The sequence below is a fragment of the Paenibacillus intestini genome (genome assembly GCF_030803945.1).
Lineage (GTDB): Bacteria > Bacillota > Bacilli > Paenibacillales > Paenibacillaceae > Paenibacillus > Paenibacillus polysaccharolyticus.
This window is the reverse complement of sequence record NZ_JAURUN010000003.1, coordinates 583,075-598,590: the sequence shown is the minus strand read 5'-3', so window position 1 is coordinate 598,590 and position 15,516 is coordinate 583,075. Positions and strand designations below refer to the sequence as shown.

The following is a 15,516-nucleotide window of genomic DNA, read 5'->3' as shown; positions in this document are numbered from 1 at the left end:
GAAAATGTGTAACCTTGCATATCGTAACATGTTCACAGAGCTAGGTCAATTTAGAAGGATAGCGTCTATTCGCCTTTAATCATTCAAGGCTGTAATGATTTTTTCGGCGACCAGAACATAGTTGCTATTTGCATTTTCTTTAATATGAAAACCGACTTGATATTTGCCAGCACGACTAAAATCATAAGTGAAATCATACGTTCGGAACCAGAAATTGTCCTTCTGCGTAGCGAGATCTTGTGCCTGAATATCCTTAACCTGACCGCTCGGGTCCGTTATTGTAACTTTCACGGCAGCCACATCGGTTGTGAGACTATCCACCTGTGAGAACACATTAAATTTTAATTTGCCCACATTGACGTTCCCAAACACAGTGTCTCCCTTGAACAGAAAAATATGTACGTTCGGCTTGATCACCGTTACTCGCTTGTTACTATTGTCCCACCGAGTAATGCCTCCAGCCTCTCTAACAGGTACATAAGTCGTCCCATCAATCAAATAACCACCGTCAGACGCTTCCTTGCCGTTAATGAGCACACGAATCTTCTCGTTCACAGAGTCCGCAAATAATAAAGACCCGCCCAGCAAGGAGAATACCATGACACACAGCAGCACTCTTTTCCATTTCATCCCGTCAATATACCCTCCCTTGCTGTTAGCTTGTTTGTAGATTTATACTGCGAACGGCTCCACAAAGTTGCGCTGTTTTTCATCATTTTTCATTTTTTATCCAAAATATTTACCACGCTCTGGTAAACACAAAAAAAGGCTATCCTTTTTTTAGGATAACCTATGGCGTCGCATATTATATCTACGTCATTAGACGAAGTATCATGAAGATACGTGGCGAGTGAGGATACAGGGAACCCCTTTGCCAACCGCCCCGCCTTCTCTCATACGTGCAGCATATTCCGTCCCGCGCAAGCAAGGTGTCTTGCAGCGTTCACATACATCGGATGTGACCAGCTTCATGGATACACGCATCTTGTCACTTTTTAACGCGGGAGCTTTCTTTCCTTTTGCCTTTGCCATCACGGATTCCCCATTTCCCATAATGCTGAATGAATAGTGCATCATATGGGGAAACGCCCAATTGTGTGCCTTCCTTAGAAAACGTATTTAAATACTAAAAAGATAACGAACAAAATACCACCGAGAATCAGCCAATTGCTGATCTCCCACCAAATACTTCTTCCTCCACCAGAGATGAGTTGCTGTGATTTCTCCTCATGACGCTGCTGATGTGTGTGTGATTCGGATAAGTCTGGCGGCTTGTTAAAATCTCTAAAATCCATATCATGTACCTCTCTTTCGGTGATCTCAATTCATTTACAGGATTTGAATTAGTTCGATAAGTTTGCACTTTTATGAATATTTACGGCGATATTCATCCAAAGTTTCAACATTATTACATTTATTGAATTATAGAGCGAGGCTTTAATTCAACGTGAAGCAAGTTTAAGGCAAAAAAACCTCCGAGTCTTCGGAGGTTTTTGTCTATTGCATTTATTTTATTCTAAAGGAAACGTTACGAAACTTGTCTGCTTACGCCTGCTCTACTTTAACGTTAACATTACCTTTGATCGCTTTGGAATAAGGGCAATATTCATGAGCAAGTTTCACAAATTTTTGAGCCGTTTCTTCATCCAGACCGAGAATTTTTACTTCAAGCTCCACATCCAGCTTTACACCACCATCTGCCGGGTCCGCTACCAAGGCAACGGTTGCAGATACTGTGCTGCGTTCAATCGTTACATTGTGCTTTTTCAATTGAAATTCCAACGCAGAGTTAAAACATGCACTGTATCCTGCTGCGAACAATTGCTCCGGGTTAGTCGCTGTTGTGACTTGACCTCCAAGTTCAGGGGGTGTAGCTACATCCATCATAAATACGTTATCCGGGGATTGTACGATCCCTTGGCGTCCACCTGTATTAATAACTGTCGTTTCATATAGAGTTTTCATATTAAAATTCTCCTCTTCCGATTTAAGTTTTTGTTATATGTTTTGAACATGTTTTCTTTTAACTTGTTTACAAATTGATTGTACACAATTTAATTTGCTTTGTAAATAGTTTTTTAAATAAAAAAAGAGCGACCTTGTAAGGTAGCTCTCTATATTGTTTTAAGGCAAAACCAAAGCACAAACATTCGTGTAATCTCAAATACCTAGCAATGGAAAACGGAATGACATCTGAGTTTATTGGGATGTATCCGATTTTGATGTTTCAGATTGCTCCGTTTTTTCACTCTGTTGATTTTGATTTCCGGAATTACGATTGAACCCTGGGCCTCCGAATCCACCCCTCATGCCGTTTCCTTTGAGACCATCTCCCAATTTGTTTAGGTCAACGGAAGATGCATCAATCCGTTTATCCGCACTCGCTTTTTGCCCTTCCGTAGTGGAAGGAATCGTTCCATCAAGCTGTCCTTGAACGCTCTCGGCACGCAGTGTTCCTAATTTAGTCAATTCAGCAACAGCTTCTTTATACTTGTCATATGTCACGAACGCAGTCGCATCATTTTTTACGTAATTCGTAATCAGATTGTTTAACGTCTCTACCGTTTGCTCAAATTTTCCGTTGGCAAAATAACCGTCCACGATTTGTTGCAAGTATTCATGATACTTCGCTTTGTACTCAGGAACCTCCAGCAACTTGCTTAGAATCGGCCGTTCTTCCATCGTTACGCCCGATAACGGTGTATCAATGGCAAGATTGACCACATCGGATGCGGAACCTGCCTGGAATCCACCAAAAGCCATATTGTAGTCCCAAGGCAACATACTGATCTTGCCGTTATTCTCATATAAATAATAGTTATGCCCCATATTGGATGTGTAACTATCCATGTTAACCACCACATTATGAGCTGCAAAATATTTGAGCACAGCATCCACATCTACATATTTCTCAAGATCGGTGCCCGCATTCAAGTTTTTGAGTGCTTCAATCACACGTTGTTCATCTTCTTCCGTCGTTTTGGTCCTTGCATTATCAAAAATGCCAGAATAACTGGACACTTTATCATCCGTGTACACTAAGGATACGCCGTTCGTGCCACCATTCATTCCACCGCCTCTGCCGAACCCCCGACCACCCTCTTCGCGAGTGTTGGCAGTCTGAGATTTGGCATCGCCTGTTCCTCCACCTTGATCGCTTGGTGGCTCCATGCCTTCAGGAGGCTGACGGTCTCCCATCCCTCCAGCATCCCCTTCTGTTGGCGGGTTACCCATTCCCATTGGGTTTCCCATTCCGCCCGCTCCCATATTACCATCGTTATTGGGTTTGTAGATCTCTCCTTCACCATTCTTCGCACGTGCCAGATATCCGCTGTCTATGTCTTCAACAGCCAAATATAAGCCCCACGCCTTTCCGTTTACGTTAATGTTGGCAAAAGAAAACAGCGGTGCATCAACTCCGATATAACTCATGATGTCATAGCTGAGATACTCTTTCATATAACTGGCGTCGGAAATCATATTATTCACGACCATTTTATCAAGACCATTCCAGGTCTGACCTTTGACGTATTTGTCAAACTTGATTTTGAAACTATACCGATCGGTTGAATCGTCCTGTGCCACTTGCCTCAAACTGGAGTTTCCTTTGGCTCGTATACCTACATTTTCTATGGTTGTTCCATTGATCGTTACATTGGCCTTGATATAGTTTTCCTCTGTTGCCGTGTTCAGCATTTCCTGCCAGGCATCCTCATCTACATCAATGGAGAAAGACATCACTTCCGTTTTATTAAAGTTTTGTGCGTAATCCACCGTTTTTGTCTGATCTTGTGTGGATTGGTTCTCTGTAGTTGTAGTCGTAGTCGTTGTTGTTTGCAGAGCTCCACTCTCATTGCTACAAGCCGCTAATAACATCGAAGCAATCACTGTAGTTGTCATAAGATTTCGCCATTTGTTATTTATCATATCATTTCCCACCTTTAGTTCTCTTTTATATTCCTGCTACAGAGAAGTTTAAAAGAGAAACCTTAAATGGAACTGAACAAGCAAAAAGAGCCACCTTCTAGGCGACTCTCTATAAACATTTCTTTTTATGCTTCTACTTTATGGTGGCTAAATGCATCATTCGACTTTTTTGCTGTCTTTCAATTTACCGTTGCCATCCAGCTCATAGGATTGGTAAATGTCATTAGAGAGCGTTAGAGATTCCAGAATCTTCTCCATAAAGGACGCTGATGCCTTGGTACTGAGATGGTCGCCATTCCAATAGTAATGAATCATAAGACGATTTTGATTGTATGGATGTTTAATAACATATGCTCCGGAGTGTCCAGATGCGTTCATGGCCTCTTTCCAGTCCAAACCGATACCCTTTGCCCGAACATTAATGTTGTTTTTCAAAGCTTGAACCATACCATTCGACTTTGCATCACCAACAAGAATGAGGTTACTGCTGCCAATCTCACGTTTCAGCTTCTGCTTCAACTGTTTTCGATCCCGAACTACATCGTACTTCATGCCAAATACATCAAAAATCTGAGTTAACTTGCTGGTCGCTTGTTCCTGTTGTTTTGCTGCTTCTTTGCTCACCTGATCTCCAAGTACAATGGTTAATGGCTCCCCTCGAAAGGACTTTTCCATTAAACGAATCATCACTTCGTAAGGCAGATTTGGAATGTTATTCACCACTGCTTCATACTGCGGCTGATAGGCATCATGCATATATGCTGCAAGTTCCTTCTCCGACATTTGATATTCCTGCTTAAGCTCAAATCCTGGCTCCATTAAAGCTTTTTCCATGTCCTGACGCTGTTCTTTACCAAGAACATCCTCAATAGTACCAAGTAATCCATCGATTGTAGCGTTTTGATAAACAAAGCGATTAAAATACTCCTTCATGAACGCATCAAATTTTTGTTCACCAACAGAGCGATATAATTGATAAATGGCCTGACGTCCCTTTTGGTAAAATACATAATTAGCCATGTCTCCTACTTGTTCATTCGTAGAAGCAATGGGTAGATCAATAGGTGACGGATCGAGCTGAATCGATCTGAACCCTCCCAGCTTATTGCCCTGCTTTTCTAAAAAATACACCGTGGAGAACTCGGCAAAACCTTCATCCAAAAAGGATTCCGTTTCTGAATTGTTCCCGATTAAAGCATGGAACCACTGATGTGCAATCTCATGTATAAACGTGGTATCCTCTTCAGGTGATAACCCCGCAGGACGCTGCGGCATCTGTATTAATCTTGAATACTCCACGCCAAAGCCATCCACATAAGTCTCGATGACACGAAATTCGGGATATGGATATTTACCATATTTCTCACTGTAGAACGCTATGACTTTAAATGCATAATCAATGTATTTGTCCACCGCAGCTTTTTTGGCAGGATCATCACCCGAATAAAAATATTCCACGGTTAGACCATTACGCGTCTCACGTTCTACCTTTAAGTTGGCGCCAGCAAAAAAAGCAAATTCTCTGGTGTTCGCTGCGCGCGCTGTAACCACTTTCCGTCCTTGTTCAGCACTGTTTTTGGAAGTGATATCTCCCGGCATGACCACCTGATATGACTCAGGCACATTGAACTCAACATCGAAATCGGATGAGGTATAGTAATCACTCTCGAATGAAGTGCTGTACGGTGTCTTATTCCATTGATGTGTAGTCTCGTCATACACAGACATCACAGGAAACCAATGTGCTCCGTTGACCTGATCCTTGTAATACGATAGTCGTTGCATGCCATAAGGAATGTCGAGCCGATAATCCACTTGGAAGGTAATAGACTGACCCGGTTCCAAAGGTGCCTTCAATTGTACACGTAATGCCTGATTGTTGTTATCAAAAAGAAGCTTTTCCTCTTGTTGCGTCACTTTCACAATATCCATTCCGCCCAAGAAATCTGATGCTTTCTTCTCCGGGTGTTCTTTGGCTATTTGCTCATTCTGGTCTGTATACATAATCGTTTGTGTTGCTTTGGATCGATTGGCATCTGCATAAGTATGCATGACCAAGTCTTGAAGGGTATCTTTGCTCGTATTCAGGTAGGTCACGGTCTGGCTACCCTGTATTGTCATGTCTTTTTCGTCCAGACGTGCTGTGATCTGGTACTGAATCGGGGATTGATCTTGAGACATGGCTTGTTGTGAGCGCATGCGAAAAGCTTGTTGCATCTGGAACGCTTTCTGCGTTGTCTCAGAACTCGCAGCCGAGCTCTCCCCCTTCGAAGAGGTGGCATACGTAGTGTGGATAAATGAGGATGTTGTGAGCGCCAGTACCAATGTGCTTAATATGGCCTTTTTCATCACGTTTTTGTTAGTAGATTGGGTTTTGGAAGCGTGCATTTTCTCTCTCCTCTGTTGTATGTTGTTTGCTTACTACAACAATAAGAGATCAATCTTACGTTGAATTTAGGTTTGGTTTAAATTTTGTTTAAAAAAGTATAGAACATGTCCACATTTTCGCCCCCAATTCTCCCCCAAAAGCCCATTTAACCATCCATTTCCGTTCAGAAAAAAGAAAAGAAGCCTTACAACGTAAGGCTCCTCGCGTATGATCTGTAGTGGGCTCGAACCACTGACCCCTACCCTGTCAAGATAGTGCTCTCCCAGCTGAGCTAACAGATCATGTATATTAGGTTTCGTTCAATGAAGTAACAGTATCATACCAAGTAAACGTGTTCATTGTCAATCATTAAATTGGTTTTAAATCATCCATATTGGAGCACAATAATGGAAAGCTTACGATATTCTGCAAGAGGAGAATGTATAGTGATGATGAATAAAAATACTGACCAATCGCTTAATCCACACCATAACAATAAACAACTTAATAAATACTGGAAGCTCACTGCTACTCATGTTGCTATTTTGCTCCTTCTCGCTTGTACCTTGACTGGTTGCAGGCTGGAACGGGACGAGCATACGGTACAATTTCAGCAATTGCACCAACCAAATCAACAAAATGAATCGCTGCCTGTCTGGATGGACGTCTACTCCAAATCCGTAAATCAAGAGGTATACTCCCCTCAGGGAAACAGTGAGTTATTGCCTTGAATGGCAGAGTCAGATCTAGAGCCTTTACCAGAAACATTTATCACCTGTATCAATATATTTATATTTAATGTCAGTTCAATCTCCGACCAACCATGTCCTTGACCGACCGTACTCATCAGAAGTATATACTCACTCTTCTTCATCCCATTTGCGTGAGTATGCCTTCTTGGTCACATAATATAACAAAGCGATCATTCCCGCCGACATAAGCAATGTAATGGTCATAATAGCCACCATTCCCATGACTCTCTTCCTCCTTCAAAGTCCCAATATGTACCAAAGTTAACTATACAGGAAAAGCATTTTTTTGTATAATGCAGTCTGAAGTTGTGCGCATGGGGCAGAAAGAAGGAATCGAATTTGGCAGCAGAAATTAGTTATGTCACGACAGAAGAAGAATTGAAGCAGGCTCTTGGGATTCGCCGTCAGGTTTTTGTCATTGAGCAACAAGTGCCCGAAGAACTCGAAATAGATGAATACGATGTTATCAGTCCTGATGTGCATCATGTATTGCTTCATACCGATGGTCAGGCTGTTGCCACAGGGCGTCTCATCTATTACAGCAAAGATACGGCCAAAATGCAGCGAATTGCTGTACTGGAGTCCTACCGTTCGTTCGGGTATGGACGTGTGCTGCTGTTAGCGATGGAGGAGCTAGCTCGTGAGCTTGGATTAACCTATTCGCTCCTGGATGCCCAGTGTCAGGCGCAGAAATTTTACGATAAACTCGGTTATGAAGTGATTTCGGAAGAACCTTTTTACGATGCCGATATCCTACATGTCCGTATGAGAAAAAGCCTGTAGTCCAACAGAACAACTCCACAACACAGGCACTACATACATTACACAGCTATTCTCGAAATGTGGAATGTTGTAAAGAATGCATACTTCTCGCGAGTTCGGACAGGCTAACAGGGTAAACCTATTCCCATTTGGTCATAGAAGGAGAGTGTGACATGATGGATCAGACAACACGCGAAACGTTCACAGCAGTACAAAAGAATGGTGACGGTGACTTGACCGCCTTCCAGACATCGACAGGCCGTATTCTGGATTATCAGCAAGCTCTGAACGAAGTGAAGGCTGGAACAATCGCTGGTGTGAATGTATTCAAAGGCAAGGATGGAGAAATGTATATTCGCGGCGATGCCGACGGCGACCCGACCAACAACCTTGACCAGCTTCCGAATTTCTGATAAATGCATTCATTATACAGCGCCAATCCTTACGGATTGGCGTTTTTGCTGTAACTTCTGCAGAAGTCTGTTACACCTAGGCGTACTATTCGCCCCTCAATGAATCAGTAATCCGTAAAATATTTTACTGCATTGCCAGAAGGCTGTGCTTTTCGCACAGGCTTGGGTTCCTGCTCCCAGGCCTGCAAAATCTGTATACTTTCCACCGTAGATGGTTGGGGCCAGGAGATATATCCTTTCTGTTCAAGCGCCTGTAGTGACTCCCGAATGTGCACCGGGTTGCGCCCTGTCTTGGTTTCCAGTTCATCCATACGTGGAATTCTACGTTGCTGACCTGCATAGTTGACAATAATACGAAGTATTTTACGTTCAAAGTCGTTCAGCATACTTCAGTTCTCCCTTCCGATTCCGATCCGTTACAGGGCGCCACGCCAGAATATTTTGCTCCAGAAAAGTCCGGGGTACCCCTTCCATGCCATCAGATGCCCGAATTACTCCGCCTCGCATGCTGTTAATTCGAATCTGCCGTTGCGTAATCTGTCCCGCACGATCCATGTACACAAGCTCCACCATCTGGCCAACATACTTCCCTAGCATGATCATCCCTCCAATAAGAACATTTGTTTGTATTCATTATTATATGCGAACATAAGTTCTTTATTCAATAACAAAAAAAGGAATTTCGGAAAATAAAAAACCAGACATACTCCGGGCAAGACGGAAGTCTGGTTCTTCAGGTGAAGATCGAATATTAGTGACGATCTGATTCAGAAAATTGCACTGTTTTTAACTGTTGCGTATTCGGATTAAAATCCACATTAACATAAACAGCAAATTGCTTGCCGTCTTTGGCTCGAACCCACAACTTGAACTGCTCTCTGGACTGATTCGCGCTAAGCGACGAACGGCCGATATGTTTGTAATCCAGAATGTCGACATTGTACTTCGTTTGGGTTTCCTTCACGGCGATGATGCCCCATTTCGCATAATCCGGAATGTTGCTGCTTGCTGCCGAAATGGTCGTTGAGATGCCTGCGAAACCTAGAACAAGCGTTAATATCGTTATCATAAGCACTCTCATGCATTTCACTCCTTGGGAGAATGTGTTTGCTGATATCGTGCCCGTTCGGATTACATTTTACACCCAGATTCGCAAAATCCAGACCGCTGGCAACAGCCAAAATGGAACAACTGGCATCAGTTTAACCAATGGATCTACCTCGGAAGTATTACTGAAGCTCATCCCCCAATCCCCGGAAAGTAAATGCCGCTCTGCCTGGGACTCTTCTGTAGGCTCTAAACCATACTTCTCCATAAGCATTTGCCTTGTCTGTTCATCCACCTTAACATCATTCCCCACACCGCTTGCCGCCACATGTGAACTGTTTATGTAAGTTAACATCATTAAACTCACTATTGAACATACGATATGTATCCATCTAAATCTCATATGTATTCCTTCCTTTCTACTTCAAAATCCATGACCAAAGACCAGCGCAACACTCTGAAAAACTTGTCTAATTGTAAATAATATTCTTGAAAATGGAAATACCAAACGGTGTACCTTTCACCACCTTATTCAATTGTTGTAACCAATCTGGCCATGCCCCTTTAGACCCATTTCATAGTTTATCTGTTTAAAAAATCCATAGACCGTGTAATGGGCTTTGACTGCCCAAGCTGAATCCAACGTCCGCCCGAGTCGATTTTCACCCCATATTCGAGGAGGTTATATCTGCATGTTCAAACGTCTGGATGAAATTTTGATTGAAATTCCCAACGTCGAAAAGCCCGATCCCAATGCAGCAGCAGCTATACAGGAATTACTTGGTGGTAAATTTGGAGAAATGTCCACACTGAACAACTACCTCTACCAATCCTTTAATTTTCGCTCCAAAGAAAAACTGAAGCCTTTCTACGACCTCGTCATGAGTATTACGGCCGAAGAATTGGGACATGTTGAACTGGTATCCCATGGGATCAATCATTGTCTCCGAGGATCAACCGAATATAAAGAACCTGATCAGACGCCGCTCGGTTCCGTCAAGGATGCAAGGCTATCGTATCATTTTCTGGCAGGTGCACAAGGCGCGATGCCTTTTGATTCGATGGGCAATCCGTGGACAGGTGCCAATGTCTTCAACAGTGGTAATCTGGTAGAGGATTTGCTGCATAATTTCTTCCTCGAATGTGGGGCCCGTACGCACAAGATGAAAGTATACGAAATGACCGATCATCCTGCTGCCCGCGAAGTTGTCGGTTTCCTCTTGGTACGCGGCGGTGTGCATGTGGTGGCTTATGCTAAAGCGATTGAAATTGCGACAGGTGTCAATGTGACCAAACTGATCCCAATCCCTTCTCTGGATAACAAAGCCTTCAACGAGGCTCATAAATACGAAGAAAAAGGTGTACACACCAAGCTCTACACTTACAGTGACAAAGACTTCAATGCCATCGACCAAATCTGGAAAGGCACGCATCCCGAAGATGGACAACCTCTGGAGGTCATTCAGGGCATTCCGCAAGGCTTTCCGATTCCTGAAGCTCCAGCGGTGGAAGAAGAGTTTGCGCCAGGGATCTCACACGAGGACTTCAAAGAGATTGCACGTCGTCTGAAGATGGCGGGGAATATTGTGGATTAAGAAGGCAAGTGTTCGGCTGAGTGTTTAGAATGTTGTTTTCCTAGATAAATTGTAAATTCTAAATGCTGTTAGCTCTAAGTATAATTAAAGCCCTCACCCCAACTACTTGAACACAGAGAAGGTTTGAGGGCTTTGTTATAAACAATTTTATGATGCAAAATGAGTATGTTGTGTGCTCAGGTTTCCCAAGAATTCAGCTGTAAAAGTAAACCTGATCTCCGCTCACATAGGTAAGCCTAGTTAAACTCCAACACCGATTCCTCACGATGACTCATGACTTCAATCAGCATGTTTGCACCTAGACGAAAACCTTGTACAAAAGCAGCTTCCGTATGCATCCCCTCACATCTACCACATAAGTCAAATAACTGTTCAAGCTCAAGAAATTCATTCTCGCTTAAACGATTCTTCCACTGCTCTGTCAGAGTTGCAATCTGCCGCCCTAACGCTTGGTATTCAGGATGTATCGGCATCATCATCTCATCCGGGCGAAGTCGTCCGTTATAAAGTGCTTCCAATATCGAATTCATGTGTATCCTCCTATAAATTAACTCACACCTCACTTGAATGAGCGTTCTGCACATGGTAGGATATTTATGCAGTTGCTCATTCGTAGTGATTGCGGAATAGGAAGTAGCGTGTTCTTCGTGGGACCAGCGCTGCTTCTTTTTTATTTTTGGAGCTCGTCGTAAATCTTCTCAATCCCTTTGCGAATAACATCGGAACGGGTCGTTTGGAGCTTTTCGGTGCAAGCATCAAGCTTGCTCAAGATCTCTTGATCGGCACGAACTCGAATTAATTCACTTTTGGGATTATCAGACGGTGGACGCCCCATCTTTTTGGACGACATCGCTTCACCCCTCTTTTGTGTCCACAATAAGTATATTGTTGTGGACACAAAAAGTCAATGTAAATAACCTACGGACGAGCAATTTTTCTTGACAGGTTATTAATTATAGTATACAAAAACTTCTATCTCGTACTGTAAGAAAGCTCTGAATATAGCTGGCCATATTCCCTCTTTAGGGACGTTTCTCTAAGACCCTTCCTTTTATAGATATAAGTACTCACTCAGATAGCAAGTTTATATAAAAAATCGTTTCTTAGTAATTCAAATTTCTCACTACTTACAACACCTTCAAACACACATTCACACATGAGACTTATTTCAAATCACTCTATCATACCTGCTAAACGTAACTTCTCCTCAGCATTACAACAGAGGTAAAAAAATAAAAAAAGACACTCTCCACAGTTCAGATACACTAATTTTCATTCTTTCTTCTCAACTATTGATAAAGTCATTTTGTGTTTTAATTTGCCGAAATTTAATATATAATATTATAAGCGTGCGGCTAGATTTTTCACTTGTGTTTCGCAAGTGTTGGCAAAAATGGTGGAATTATTTGCTCCCTCCTACTATTAGGTATTATCCGTATAGTTTTCTCTTATGATCGCGTTTTCATCGCATAATGAGTAGCCGCACGTACTTATAAGATAGGGAGAGTTTCATGTGGGCGAATTTCATAATATTAAAACACGTAATGAACTTGCAGATTTCCTAGAAGTCCCCCGAAAAAAACTTAGTTACATATTATATGTAAAAGGTATCAGCAATTTATATACTTCATTTGAGATTAACAAGAAAAATGGAGGAACTCGTAAAATTAATGCTCCATCAGAAGAACTCAAGGATATTCAAAAAAAACTTGCAGAGGCTCTATATAATCATAATAAAAAGAAGCAGCGGGGGAATATAGAGAAAATTTCGCATGCTTTTGAAATAAACAAAGGTATAATAACAAATGCACAAAACCATCGGAATAAACGCTTTGTTTTAAATATTGATTTAGAGGACTTCTTTGATAGTTTTCACTTTGGACGTGTAAGGGGATTCTTTAATAAAAATGACCACTTTTCACTGCCTCTAGAAGTTGCCACAGTTATAGCACAAGTATCTTGCTACGAAGGAAAGTTACCTCAAGGTGCACCAAGCTCCCCTGTCATTACAAACTTAATTTGCGAAATACTAGACCACAGGATATTGAAACTCGCAAAACAATATAAATTGGATTACACTCGTTATGCAGATGATTTAACCTTTTCAACAAATGATAAAAACTTTCTAAAGTCACAAACTGAATTATATAGAAAAATATCTAAAGAAATCAATCGAGCTGGATTTAAAATAAATGATAAGAAGACAAGACTGCAACTTAGGGATTCACAACAAATCGTAACAGGACTTGTTGTCAATAAGAAAATAAATGTAAGTAGTTTTTACTATAAAGAGACTAGAGCAATGGCGCATCATCTCTATAAATATGGCGAGTTTAATATTAATGATAATCTAGCCACTCTAAATCAATTAGAAGGCAGATTTTCATTTATTAATCAACTAACCTGGCATAATAATAAACTGGATGGTGAAAAACATCACTTCCAGCGCTTATGTTCTAGAGAACGGCAATATCAAAAATTCCTATTTTATAAATATTTTTTTGCCAACTCTAAGCCACTGATTGTAACTGAAGGAAAAACAGATATCGTTTATTTAAAATCAGCGTTAAAAAAGCTTTACGAAGAGTATCCTAATTTAATCACCAAAAAAAGTAACGGGAAGTTTGAATTTAAAATAGACTTCCTAAATAAAACGAAGAAGTTAAAACACTTCATGGGAATTCAGGACGGTGGCACCGCATTAAAGAATATATATGACTTCTTTGGTTCCCAAAAGCCTGATATTAATTTCTTGCGTTATTTTAAAAAAACAAGCAACACATTACCAGTTCACCCTGTAATTCTAATGTTTGATAATGAGATTCATAGTGGAGATAAGAAGCCGATAGGAAATTTCCTTAAACATACAAAATTAAATGAGAAAAAACGAGAAGATTTAAATCATAATAACTTTGTTGATATTATTGACAACTTGTATCTCTTAACCATACCGCTAATTGGTGATAAGTCTGAATGTGATATAGAAGACTTGTTTGATGACAGTGTCCTTTCTCATGAAATTGATGGTAAAAAATTTACTAAAAAGGATAATTATGACATTAGAATACACTATGGCAAAGAAATATTTTCTAAACACATTTTAAGGAATTATTCCTCTATTAATTTTACCAACTTTAAATCCACCTTAGACAACATAGATAACATCATCAACACGTACTGGATGGGAGGGACAGGAACGGTACATGATTTAAAAGTAATGAACAAGGACAAGGTGCTTTTAGAAATCTAATTTATTATAGTAAAAATGTTTCAGACCAGAAATTAACAGTATTAATTTCTGGTCCAATCACTCAAAAATTGATACAAACTCATTTAAAGCCCTTACCTCAGTATGCCAGTTATGATTTCACTAAATATTTTTGCATTCCTTCAATATTGGATTCTCTATTCATAATTATAGACAATGCCTTTACTATGTTTGGCCCTTGTCAAGTCTACATACAATTTAGATCGGCTCATAGAAGCCAACTTTGGATTGTTCTCACTCATCCAATCCACCCCCTTCTAGAATAAATAAAGAGCTATATTGAATGTTTGACCTTTTGACTTCCAAATACTAATGCTCTTGAAATCACTGTTAAACTCCATAGTTATCTTGTCCCTTAATTGTACTGGATTGCATTCTCTAAGTAGTTCGGGGCATCGTCTTTTCCCACCAAGAAAATACCATCGTGACAGGTAGTTTAGTCTTGAATAGATAGGTTGGACTTAAATTCTGGATATAACTTTGAAGAATAATCACAAATAATATTTTGATTGCTCAGCCGAGTATTAAGGGAGTTTTCATCAAATCCACAAAAAATCTTTATTGAATAAATGATGTGTATGGTATGTTACCTGCTGCGGATTACCTATAAATAAACCGCACGGTTAGAACTCTCATTACATTTCAAAACAAATCTCGATATTTTATCCGAGTAAATTTTTTAATGCAATCCACTCCTGGCCCTTCTTCTGCGTCATATATCTATTCTCCACCAATCACCTTTGTAATTATGAGTAATGTCATCTTATATAAGATCTCCTTTTCTGTTTACATACAAGAAACCCGATCCAGCAATACTCGCCAGAAGCCCCTTACTTCCTTTTCCCACGCCACCAATACCTTCCCCACACGCCTAACACACCACACAACAATAGCGCACAGTATGCCCAGGCGAACAGCATGGCAAGGCCTAAACCAATGTTTGCGTCCAAACGCTCGTCTGCCATGTAGGTATACAATGCAAACGTAAGAGGTACGGCGCCGATGATAAAAAGTCCAATAAACCAGCCAGCCAAGTTTCGAGGGGCGTAACCTTTGTCATTCTCCATTAGTTCACGAATTCCCAGCAATAACAACGATAAAATTAAAATAAAACCGAGACAGGTAAGTAGTATTTTAGTCAGATCTGACATGTCAATTGCCTCCTAACGCTCAGAGTTTCTCCAGATGTTATGCATGAAAGCCACTAATCATGTACCTGTTGAACCTATCATACACTTCCAGCCATAGCTTTGCCCATCATTACCCATTTTGGTGCCATATGATCGTACTTTTCCCTCCCTCCAAAATAAAAAAAGACCACCGCCCTGACTCCTTCCAAGTCATGGACGATGGCTCACTTATATAATTCAATGTGACACATATT

General features: G+C 40.9%; 18 protein-coding genes and 1 tRNA gene. 5 read left to right on the top strand and 14 right to left on the bottom strand.

The features are described 5' to 3' along the window. Positions 1-75: 75 nt before the first annotated feature. The 7 genes from J2T16_RS11935 to J2T16_RS11905 form a co-directional block, all read right to left on the bottom strand. The gene (locus J2T16_RS11935; RefSeq protein ID WP_090923685.1) at positions 76-630 is read right to left on the bottom strand and encodes a stalk domain-containing protein; all 555 of its coding nucleotides are present in this window, start codon (positions 628-630) and stop codon (positions 76-78) included. A 201-nt stretch (positions 631-831) separates the two neighbouring features. After that, complete coding sequence (locus J2T16_RS11930; protein WP_090923786.1) at positions 832-1,032, bottom strand: hypothetical protein; 201 nt, start codon at positions 1,030-1,032, stop codon at positions 832-834. 74 nt (positions 1,033-1,106) lie between these two features. Continuing rightward, positions 1,107-1,295 (bottom strand): hypothetical protein, encoded by a 189-nt coding sequence (locus J2T16_RS11925; RefSeq protein WP_123062398.1) that lies wholly within the window; start codon positions 1,293-1,295, stop codon positions 1,107-1,109. Between the two features lie 250 nt (positions 1,296-1,545). Continuing rightward, positions 1,546-1,965: an organic hydroperoxide resistance protein gene (locus tag J2T16_RS11920; RefSeq protein ID WP_090923686.1), complete on the bottom strand. Its 420-nt coding sequence runs from the start codon at positions 1,963-1,965 to the stop codon at positions 1,546-1,548. Between the two features lie 234 nt (positions 1,966-2,199). Next, positions 2,200-3,900 (bottom strand): CotH kinase family protein, encoded by a 1,701-nt coding sequence (locus J2T16_RS11915; RefSeq protein ID WP_499018390.1) that lies wholly within the window; start codon positions 3,898-3,900, stop codon positions 2,200-2,202. 183 nt (positions 3,901-4,083) lie between these two features. Then, on the bottom strand, positions 4,084-6,315 hold the full coding sequence (locus J2T16_RS11910) for a M1 family metallopeptidase (RefSeq protein WP_499018388.1): 2,232 nt from the start codon (positions 6,313-6,315) through the stop codon (positions 4,084-4,086). A 209-nt stretch (positions 6,316-6,524) separates the two neighbouring features. After that, a tRNA-Val gene (locus tag J2T16_RS11905) sits at positions 6,525-6,597 on the bottom strand. Positions 6,598-6,744: 147 nt separating this feature from the next. On the opposite strand from J2T16_RS11905, the gene J2T16_RS11900 reads away from it, so the two are divergent. The 3 genes from J2T16_RS11900 to J2T16_RS11890 all read left to right on the top strand — a co-directional run bounded on the left by J2T16_RS11900 (position 6,745) and on the right by J2T16_RS11890 (position 8,222). Beyond that, entirely contained in the window at positions 6,745-7,026 is a 282-nt protein-coding gene (locus J2T16_RS11900; protein WP_499018387.1) for a hypothetical protein, read from the top strand. Between the two features lie 360 nt (positions 7,027-7,386). Then, positions 7,387-7,830 carry a GNAT family N-acetyltransferase gene (locus J2T16_RS11895; RefSeq protein WP_154888259.1) on the top strand — a complete coding sequence of 148 codons (444 nt, stop codon included), beginning with the start codon at positions 7,387-7,389 and terminating at the stop codon, positions 7,828-7,830. A gap of 155 nt (positions 7,831-7,985) precedes the next feature. Continuing rightward, positions 7,986-8,222 (top strand): DUF3892 domain-containing protein, encoded by a 237-nt coding sequence (locus J2T16_RS11890; RefSeq protein ID WP_090923789.1) that lies wholly within the window; start codon positions 7,986-7,988, stop codon positions 8,220-8,222. Positions 8,223-8,326: 104 nt separating this feature from the next. Here the strand turns inward: J2T16_RS11890 and J2T16_RS11885 are convergent, their stop codons facing one another. The 4 genes from J2T16_RS11885 to J2T16_RS11870 all read right to left on the bottom strand — a co-directional run bounded on the left by J2T16_RS11885 (position 8,327) and on the right by J2T16_RS11870 (position 9,672). Continuing rightward, on the bottom strand, positions 8,327-8,608 hold the full coding sequence (locus J2T16_RS11885; protein ID WP_499018386.1) for a hypothetical protein: 282 nt from the start codon (positions 8,606-8,608) through the stop codon (positions 8,327-8,329). Continuing rightward, positions 8,592-8,819, bottom strand: coding sequence for a hypothetical protein (locus J2T16_RS11880; protein ID WP_090923691.1), 228 nt, complete (start codon positions 8,817-8,819; stop codon positions 8,592-8,594). The genes J2T16_RS11885 and J2T16_RS11880 overlap by 17 nt, the downstream gene beginning before the upstream one ends. Positions 8,820-8,973: 154 nt before the next feature. Continuing rightward, a complete protein-coding gene (locus J2T16_RS11875) occupies positions 8,974-9,303 on the bottom strand; it encodes a DUF3889 domain-containing protein (protein ID WP_090923692.1) in 330 nt (109 codons plus the stop codon). 57 nt (positions 9,304-9,360) lie between these two features. Further along, positions 9,361-9,672 (bottom strand): hypothetical protein, encoded by a 312-nt coding sequence (locus tag J2T16_RS11870; RefSeq protein ID WP_499018385.1) that lies wholly within the window; start codon positions 9,670-9,672, stop codon positions 9,361-9,363. Between the two features lie 289 nt (positions 9,673-9,961). Here J2T16_RS11870 and J2T16_RS11865 point away from each other — a divergent pair, with 289 nt between their 5' ends. Next, positions 9,962-10,864, top strand: coding sequence for a manganese catalase family protein (locus J2T16_RS11865; RefSeq protein ID WP_499018384.1), 903 nt, complete (start codon positions 9,962-9,964; stop codon positions 10,862-10,864). A gap of 236 nt (positions 10,865-11,100) precedes the next feature. On the opposite strand, the gene J2T16_RS11860 is transcribed toward J2T16_RS11865, so the two are convergent. Next, positions 11,101-11,394: a DUF6809 family protein gene (locus J2T16_RS11860; protein ID WP_499018383.1), complete on the bottom strand. Its 294-nt coding sequence runs from the start codon at positions 11,392-11,394 to the stop codon at positions 11,101-11,103. 140 nt (positions 11,395-11,534) lie between these two features. Continuing rightward, positions 11,535-11,714: a CopG family transcriptional regulator gene (locus J2T16_RS11855; RefSeq protein WP_499018382.1), complete on the bottom strand. Its 180-nt coding sequence runs from the start codon at positions 11,712-11,714 to the stop codon at positions 11,535-11,537. Between the two features lie 663 nt (positions 11,715-12,377). Between J2T16_RS11855 and J2T16_RS11850 the strand changes: the two genes are divergently transcribed. Next, complete coding sequence (locus J2T16_RS11850) at positions 12,378-14,114, top strand: retron Ec67 family RNA-directed DNA polymerase/endonuclease (RefSeq protein WP_499018381.1); 1,737 nt, start codon at positions 12,378-12,380, stop codon at positions 14,112-14,114. 848 nt (positions 14,115-14,962) lie between these two features. Here the strand turns inward: J2T16_RS11850 and J2T16_RS11845 are convergent. Continuing rightward, positions 14,963-15,283, bottom strand: a complete 321-nt coding sequence (locus tag J2T16_RS11845) for a hypothetical protein (RefSeq protein WP_499018380.1) — start codon at positions 15,281-15,283, stop codon at positions 14,963-14,965. Positions 15,284-15,516: the final 233 nt, after the last annotated feature.